Annotated in this window: 7 protein-coding genes; 2 read left to right on the top strand and 5 right to left on the bottom strand. The window is 42.7% G+C overall.

Annotation, left to right across the window (positions count from 1 at the left end):
• Positions 1-393: 393 nt before the first annotated feature.
• Positions 394-1,305 (bottom strand): nuclease-related domain-containing protein, encoded by a 912-nt coding sequence (locus R6U02_RS05160; protein WP_410262569.1) that lies wholly within the window; start codon positions 1,303-1,305, stop codon positions 394-396.
• Positions 1,306-1,553: 248 nt separating this feature from the next.
• Between R6U02_RS05160 and R6U02_RS05155 the strand changes: the two genes are divergently transcribed.
• Together R6U02_RS05155 and R6U02_RS05150 are read left to right on the top strand one after the other, a co-directional pair.
• Positions 1,554-2,594: a hypothetical protein gene (locus tag R6U02_RS05155; RefSeq protein ID WP_410262568.1), complete on the top strand. Its 1,041-nt coding sequence runs from the start codon at positions 1,554-1,556 to the stop codon at positions 2,592-2,594.
• A gap of 46 nt (positions 2,595-2,640) precedes the next feature.
• Positions 2,641-3,348: a PspA/IM30 family protein gene (locus R6U02_RS05150; RefSeq protein WP_410262567.1), complete on the top strand. Its 708-nt coding sequence runs from the start codon at positions 2,641-2,643 to the stop codon at positions 3,346-3,348.
• Between the two features lie 163 nt (positions 3,349-3,511).
• Here R6U02_RS05150 and cysK read toward each other — a convergent pair whose 3' ends face one another.
• The 4 genes from cysK to R6U02_RS05130 form a co-directional block, all read right to left on the bottom strand.
• Positions 3,512-4,438 (bottom strand): cysteine synthase A, encoded by a 927-nt coding sequence (gene cysK, locus R6U02_RS05145; RefSeq protein WP_410262566.1) that lies wholly within the window; start codon positions 4,436-4,438, stop codon positions 3,512-3,514.
• Positions 4,439-4,599: 161 nt separating this feature from the next.
• A complete protein-coding gene (locus R6U02_RS05140; RefSeq protein ID WP_410262565.1) occupies positions 4,600-5,019 on the bottom strand; it encodes an Hsp20/alpha crystallin family protein in 420 nt (139 codons plus the stop codon).
• 143 nt (positions 5,020-5,162) lie between these two features.
• Positions 5,163-6,152: a ribose-phosphate diphosphokinase gene (locus tag R6U02_RS05135; protein WP_410262564.1), complete on the bottom strand. Its 990-nt coding sequence runs from the start codon at positions 6,150-6,152 to the stop codon at positions 5,163-5,165.
• A gap of 230 nt (positions 6,153-6,382) precedes the next feature.
• Positions 6,383-6,964: an SOS response-associated peptidase gene (locus R6U02_RS05130; RefSeq protein WP_410262563.1), complete on the bottom strand. Its 582-nt coding sequence runs from the start codon at positions 6,962-6,964 to the stop codon at positions 6,383-6,385.
• Positions 6,965-7,083 lie beyond the last annotated feature (119 nt).

The following is a 7,083-nucleotide window of genomic DNA, read 5'->3' as shown; positions in this document are numbered from 1 at the left end:
CGTGACCTTCGTCTCCTCCTGTCCTTCATGCAGGGCGCGCTTGGCCCTAGTGCGTGACCTTCGTCTCCTCTTTTCCTTCGTGAAAGGCACGCTTCGCCCTATTGCGTGACCTTCGTCTCCTTCGGTTCTTCATGAAGGGCACGCTTGGCCCTGTTGCGTGACCTTCGTCTCCTCCTGTTCTTCATGAAGAGCACGCTTGGATCCATTGCGTGACCTTCGCCTCCTCCTGTTCTTCATGAAGGGCACGCTTGGCTCCATTGCGTGACCTTCGTCTCCTGCTGTTCTTCGTGAAGGGCACGCTTCGCCCTATTGCGTGACCTTCGTCTCCTCTTTTCCTTCGTGAAAGGCACGCAACTGTTCATTTATTCTTGATTTAGCTGGTTCAACGTCGTTTTACTCATAGTAAGAAGCTATGCTTTGTCCTTTCAGAGTAAAATGCTTTGATAAGACTGATCGGATGCTTTTTTCAGAAAAAAGCTTTCCACTCCATTGATACATTTCATTTGTCGTTAATTTATTGTCTGGAAACAATAGTCTGAACTCGTTTATCTGTCGGAGTATTGTGTCAACAGATAATTCCTTATGACCACATTTTCTACATTCGCACATTCTCCCGTTTAAACGCCCTAATACAGTTGAACATTCTTTACAGAACGACCCTTTTTTTAAGGCACTATACGAGTACTCGGGTAATGTGACGAAAGTAGAGTCTCTATTATGATGTAATGCTTTGAGCGTATCCGAAAATTTTGTATGACTTATAGTTATTGCCCCACGTTCGTTGTTCAATCGTTTAAGATGACGAGATACCATGGTCGGAAGAATAAAATCCTGATCGATGGGTGTTTCAAAAAGAGTGAACTGTTTATTGATAAACACAATATATGATTTGAGTGGAAAATCAACACGATGTTCTTCCATCAGTTGACGGAAAAGCATTGTTGTTCTATTTAATTGATGAACTGGGTTAGTGATTTCTTTATTTGTCGATACAATTTTCAACTTATCCTCACGAAAAACAAACTCACCTTCGAAGTTTTTCACTTCATAAATCGAAATCCCTTTACTAGATATCATCAATGTATCGATCTGAAAGGTATGACCGTTTAGTTTCAATAATAAATCGTTCAAGATCAGACATTCGCACTTCAACTCTTTCACTAATGCATCAAATGCACACTCACCTTCGAATCCTTTAACTAGCTGGTTAATATAGTTTTCCTGCGGGTTCAACAAAATCCCTCGTTTGCTTAAGGCTAACAAAGACTCAAGTTGTAACGCTCTTTCTCTTTCTTTAACTATCATATGATCCCCTCCATTTATTTATTCTATTAACTATATTGTCTTTTATATCTGAAACTTACTTTTTATGGCTCAATTAAAAAGTCACCCTTTAAGTTTGCTTCTCTTACACCCTATCAAGTGATATTTTTATGATTTGCTAAAGGCATACGCTATAATATAGTCATAGTCCGTTTAAGCGCATTGCGTTTATAAATAGACAATGATCATGATAATAAAATTAACAATCTGACTGTGAAGGAGTGGATTATATGGGTAGAGGAGGCGGCGGCGGTGGCGGTGGCTTTGGTGGTGGTGGCTTCGGCGGTGGTTCCCGTGGCGGGGGCTTCGGCGGCGGAAGAGGTGGTGGTGGTCGCATAGGCGGTGGCAGCAGTGGCCGTGGCGGCGGAATTTTTGGTGGTGGAGGTTCAAACCGAGGTTCCAGCAATAACCGCCCACGCATGGGTATGGGCCCGATATTTTTAGGCGGTGGTTTTGGTCGAAGACGTTATTCATCAGGCGGTGGCGGTGGCGGCTGTGGTTATATGGGCTGCGGGAGTATTTTCATCGCTTTGATATTTATGTTCATCATCTTCACGCTGTTCTCATCCTTGGGCAATTTCATGGGTGGTGATGGCGGACCGACAAACATCACCTCTTCGACGGTAGAACGCGAACCTTTACCGGCAGGAGCAGTAAACGAAACAGAATACTATACTGATGAACTAGACTGGATAGGTAACCATACGCAAATGGTGGATGGTCTCCGTCATTTTTATAATGAAACAGGCGTTCAGCCCCATGTGCATATAACGGGCGACATCAACGGATCGACTAATCCGTCGATGGAAGAAATCGAAGCCTACGCAAACGAACTATACGATGAACTCTTCACCGATGAAGCGCATCTGCTGCTCGTGTTTTTTGAACCCGCACCAAATGAATACATGACGTATTATGTCACAGGGTCTCAAGCCCGATCTGTCATCGACACAGAAGCAGGCGACATTTTGCTGGATTATCTTGATAGAAATTACTATGATTCAGACTTAACAGATGAGCAGTACTTCAGCAATTCATTCAAAGAAGCTGCCGATCGTATCATGGAAGTAACGACTTCACCATGGATTCCAGTACTGTCGATCTTTGGGGTTCTCGCAGCATTATACCTCCTGTTCAAATGGTGGAAAGCAAAACAAGCCGATAAAGAACGTGAAGCCAAACGAACAGAGGACATGCTTAGCCGGCCCATTGAAAAATTCGGAAGTTCTGAAGCCGATGAGTTAGCAAAAAAATATGACGAAGACAAATGATCAAACAGTACAAACCAATATCCAAACATAATTAGGAGGAACCTACATGTCAGTTTTAGACCGTTTTACAGATATCATCAGTGCAAACGTCAACGCAATCATTGATCGTATGGAAGATCCCGAAAAAATGATCGATCAATACTTACGCGATATGATGGAAGACTTGGCAGAAGTGAAGAAAAACACTGCGAGCGTGATGGCAGAAGAAACACGGGCCAAACGTTTAGTGGATGAAAACGAAGCCGAAGTAAAAAAATATGAACGCTATGCCAAAAAAGCACTGGAATCAGGTAACGACGCCGATGCCCGTGTTTTCCTATCAAAAAAACAGGAACTGGAAGATGTCGGCACCGGTTTAGCTAATGCTTATGCCAAAGCGCATGAAAATGCATCGAAAATGCGTCAAATGCATGACAAGTTGGCAGCAGATATTGACAAACTAAGAAACCGTCGTTCCATGATCAAAGCTCAAATGTCAGTGGCGGATACTCAAGAAAAACTAAATGAAGTGGACACTTCCCTCGGTAAATCTAGAGGAGCTATGAGTAACTTTGAACGCATGGAAGATAAAGCCTCTCGCCGCTTAGACGAAGCTGATGCCATGGAAGAATTGAACAAACAGCCTAAAGATTCAGCTCAAGAACTTGAAGAGAAATACGCAGAAGAAACAGGTTCCGCTGCGGTCGAAGACGAGCTTGAACGCATGAAACAAGACATGGGACTTTCGTCATCCAATAAAGATTCTCAAGAATAGCCTCACAAAAATCAAACAAAAACAGAAAAACCGAAGAGACCAGTCAATGACTGGTCTCTTCGGTTTTAATTGTTTACTCGCGTTTTGTCAGACTCACTTTAAAGTATCTGTCAGCGGACTGTTTATCCAAAGTTTGGATAAACACACATCATCAAAAAACGACTTAATAGTCTTCGGAAAATGCCGGGGTGGACAAGTACCGTTCGCCAGTATCTGGAGCAATAGTCACGACGGTTTTACCTTTACCTAATTTTTCAGCGTAGCGGATGGCTGCTAAAACATTGGCTCCTGCAGAAATGCCCACGAGCAATCCTTCTTCTCTGGCCAAACGACGCGTCATTTCGATCGCATCACCACTCGAAACAGTGACGATATCATCGTAAATATCAGTATCCAACACTTCGGGAATAAAGCCTGCTCCTATCCCCTGGATTTTGTGCTTGCCTTTGCCTTCCCCGCTTAAGACAGCGGACTCTTCCGGTTCAACAGCCACAACTTTTGCATCAGGATTGTGTGATTTCATTACTTTTCCGACACCGGTGATCGTTCCGCCTGTTCCCACACCGACAACAAAAGCGTCCGGGGCTTTACCGTCTAGGGCTTCAATAATTTCTGGACCCGTTGTTTTGATATGCGCAGCCGGATTGGCTGGATTATAGAATTGAGAAGGCATGAAATAGCCGTCTTTTGCTGCTAAGGCTTTTGCACGAGTCATAGCGCCCGGTATCCCTTCCGCACCCGGTATCAACTCGAGTTCAGCACCGTAAATTTTCATCAATAATCGTCTTTCCACGCTCAAAGTGTCAGGCATAATGAATACCGCTTTATAGCCCTTTGTGGCCGCTACCATTGCTAACCCTACACCTGTGTTTCCACTGGTGGCTTCAACGATTGTGTCGCCTGGATTTAATTTACCTTCTTTTTCAGCTGTTTCAATCATATTTAAGGCGATACGGTCTTTGATGCTTCCGCCTGCGTTAAATGATTCGACTTTAACATATACATCCGCCGCACCTTCCGGCACCACACGATTAAGTTGTAATAAGGGGGTATCTCCAATTAATTCTGTTACTGATTTTACTCGTTTCACTAAAATACTTCCTTCCCTAACGTACTGTTCCTAGTTTGTTTCTATTTATCCTGCTTTTCAAGATAAACTCTTCTCTATTTTAACATACCCTTCGCTACATAATAAAATCTCGATAGAATGTATGTCACACATTCCATCGAGATTTGTTCTATCAGCTGATTTTATTCAATATCGATTTTTTTGGTTGCTGGTTGATCAGATTCTTTCTTAGGTAACTTCACTTCCAAAATCCCGTTGTCAAAGCGAGCCGAGATATCATCTTCATCAATATCACGGATTAAAAATTGACGACTGTATGAACGGGACGAACGTTCGCGTCTGACATAGTTACGTTCCTCATCATGTTCATCCGTTTCCGATTCATGTTTTGCAGATATGGATAAGATATTATCGTTATAATCAAGCTCTATATCCTCTTTGCTCATTCCCGGCAGCTCTGCTTCCACAGTGTATTCTTTCTCGTCTTCTATAATGTCTGTTTTGAAGCTTTCAACATCTCCAAGAGCTCCGTCAAAGATATCATTGAAAAACAGTTTGCGCAAATCTCCAAAATCTCGTTTTGAAGGTAACATATTGGCCATTTTTTTTTACCCCTCTCCGTTTGTCTGTTTTGTGATTTCTTGCTTTCCTACTCTCTTATATTAACGCTCTCATTATAATAGGTAAAACAAAACGATTGCTGTTGCAGGATCACAAAAACAGATTTTTCAAAATCAGGATCCGCTTACTTCTCCATCAATTTTTTTACATATTGCATATCAAACAAAGGTTTAATGGATTCATAGTTTTGGATCCGTTTGATTGCATCACCAAAGATGGGAGCGACACTTAATTGTTCGATTAGATCAGACGCGTTCTTTTTAGAAAGATCGATCGTATTGGTCACCACGACTTTTTTGACGCCGGATTTATTTAATCGTTCCACTGCTTTTCCTGAAAGGACGGCATGTGTCACACAAACGTAGACGTCTTTTGCACCAGCTTTTTTAAGCGACTGGGTAGACTTGCTGACTGTTTTAGCAGTATCTAGAATATCATCAAATAAAATACAGTTTTTACCGGCAACTTCACCGACCAGATCATACGTATTCGGCTTGTTTTCCTGATACAATCGGCGATCGATGATGGCTAAAGGTGAATCAAGCAGCTCCGCCATTTCGCGCGCGCGTTTCACTCCGTCGTGGTCAGGTGACACAACAACGGTTTCTTCTCCTATCAATCCTGCTGCTAAGAAGTGATTAGCAAACAAAGCTGTTGCGGACAAGTGATCGACCGGAATATCGAAAAACCCCTGAATCTGAGGGGCATGAAGTTCCATCGTTATCAAGCGATCGATGCCGGCCTGTGTCAACATATTGGCTACCACTTTTGCCGTAATGGCTTCACGTGGTCCAGGCTTTCTGTCTTGTCTCCCATAGCCATAATAAGGCATTACCACATTGATAGATTCTGCGCTTGCACGCCTGAGCGCGTCGATCATTATGAGTAATTCCATTAAATAATCGTTGCTCGGATCATTGGTTGACTGAATTAAATAAACATCGTCTCCTCGGATACTTTCTTCAATATGGACTGATATCTCTCCATCGGCAAAACGGTCGATCCTTGCTTTACTTAATTCGACTCCTACCACCTGAGCGATTGCTTCGGCTAACTTAGGGTTCGAGTTTAAAGCAAAGAGTTTAACGCCGTTTCTTTTCTCATGATTACTCATAGCATCCTCCACTCACTAAACGTTACTTCTTCTACAGGTTAATCGTAAACAGAATACACATGAAATGCAAGCGCTATCTTCCTTTAATTTCCATCACGTATTCGGTGATGAAAATACGCTTGTTTATTAGATATAATCGAATTCCTTTATTTTTATCTTCGTACTTAAACTTTAGCGTGAACTGAATAGAACTCAAGATAGCTCAACAAATTGCTCGAGAGGAGTAATTATTATTCAATAATCAGTTCTTTATTTGTCGGTATTAAAATCTTTTGGATTTCTTCCGGATCAGCATCCAAATCCAGGTACCGTTTCTCATCTTCAGGATCAAGTATCACGGGCATGCGGTCATGGATGGGACGCATCTGGTCGTTGGCCTCTGTGGTAAGGATCGCGTAAGTCAGGTAACTGTCGCCGTTATCGTCAGTGTAGCGTTCGCAGATACCGGCCATGGAGAAAATCGGGACGTCTTTGACTGCGATTTTTTTCTTATCTTTCTTCTTCTGTCCTTCGACCGGCTGCCACTCAAAGAAGTAGGTCGCCGGAACGATGCAGCGCTTTTTGGCAAAGGGTTCTTTAAAGGTCTTTTTCTCCAAAACACTTTCTGAGCGTGCATTGATCAGCGGGCGCTTGGAAAAACTCGGCTCGAATCCCCATTTCACAGGATGCAGACGCTGATTGGGCAGCAGCACGATGTTTTCGGTCGTTGGAAAAATCTCTTCGCTTTCTTTAAATGAATAGTCGTCATCTTCAAGGTCATAGCGTTCCTTCAGTTCTTTATATGAAGCCGTCAATCCGTATCTTCCGCACATCTCGCTCACTCCTTCCAGTCCCCTTTATGGTATCAAAACGAACCAGAAACTGCGACTCATACAAACTCATTCAACTGTCACAATAGTATCTTTTCATCTATTTAGTTTGTCAAATTAAG

The organism is Alkalibacterium sp., from assembly GCF_046484155.1.
Classification (GTDB): Bacteria; Bacillota; Bacilli; order Lactobacillales; family Carnobacteriaceae_A; genus Alkalibacterium.
The sequence above is the reverse complement of the archived record's forward strand: the minus strand, read 5'-3'. Positions and strand labels throughout refer to the sequence as shown.

Excerpts from the sequence above, each read along its gene's own strand:
- R6U02_RS05160 (WP_410262569.1), bottom strand. The coding sequence starts at position 1,305 with ATGATAGTTAAAGAAAGAGAAAGAGCGTTACAACTTGAGTCTTTGTTA.
- R6U02_RS05155 (WP_410262568.1), top strand. The coding sequence starts at position 1,554 with ATGGGTAGAGGAGGCGGCGGCGGTGGCGGTGGCTTTGGTGGTGGTGGC.
- R6U02_RS05150 (WP_410262567.1), top strand. The coding sequence starts at position 2,641 with ATGTCAGTTTTAGACCGTTTTACAGATATCATCAGTGCAAACGTCAAC.
- R6U02_RS05140 (WP_410262565.1), bottom strand. The coding sequence starts at position 5,019 with ATGGCCAATATGTTACCTTCAAAACGAGATTTTGGAGATTTGCGCAAA.
- R6U02_RS05135 (WP_410262564.1), bottom strand. The coding sequence starts at position 6,152 with ATGAGTAATCATGAGAAAAGAAACGGCGTTAAACTCTTTGCTTTAAAC.
- R6U02_RS05130 (WP_410262563.1), bottom strand. The coding sequence starts at position 6,964 with ATGTGCGGAAGATACGGATTGACGGCTTCATATAAAGAACTGAAGGAA.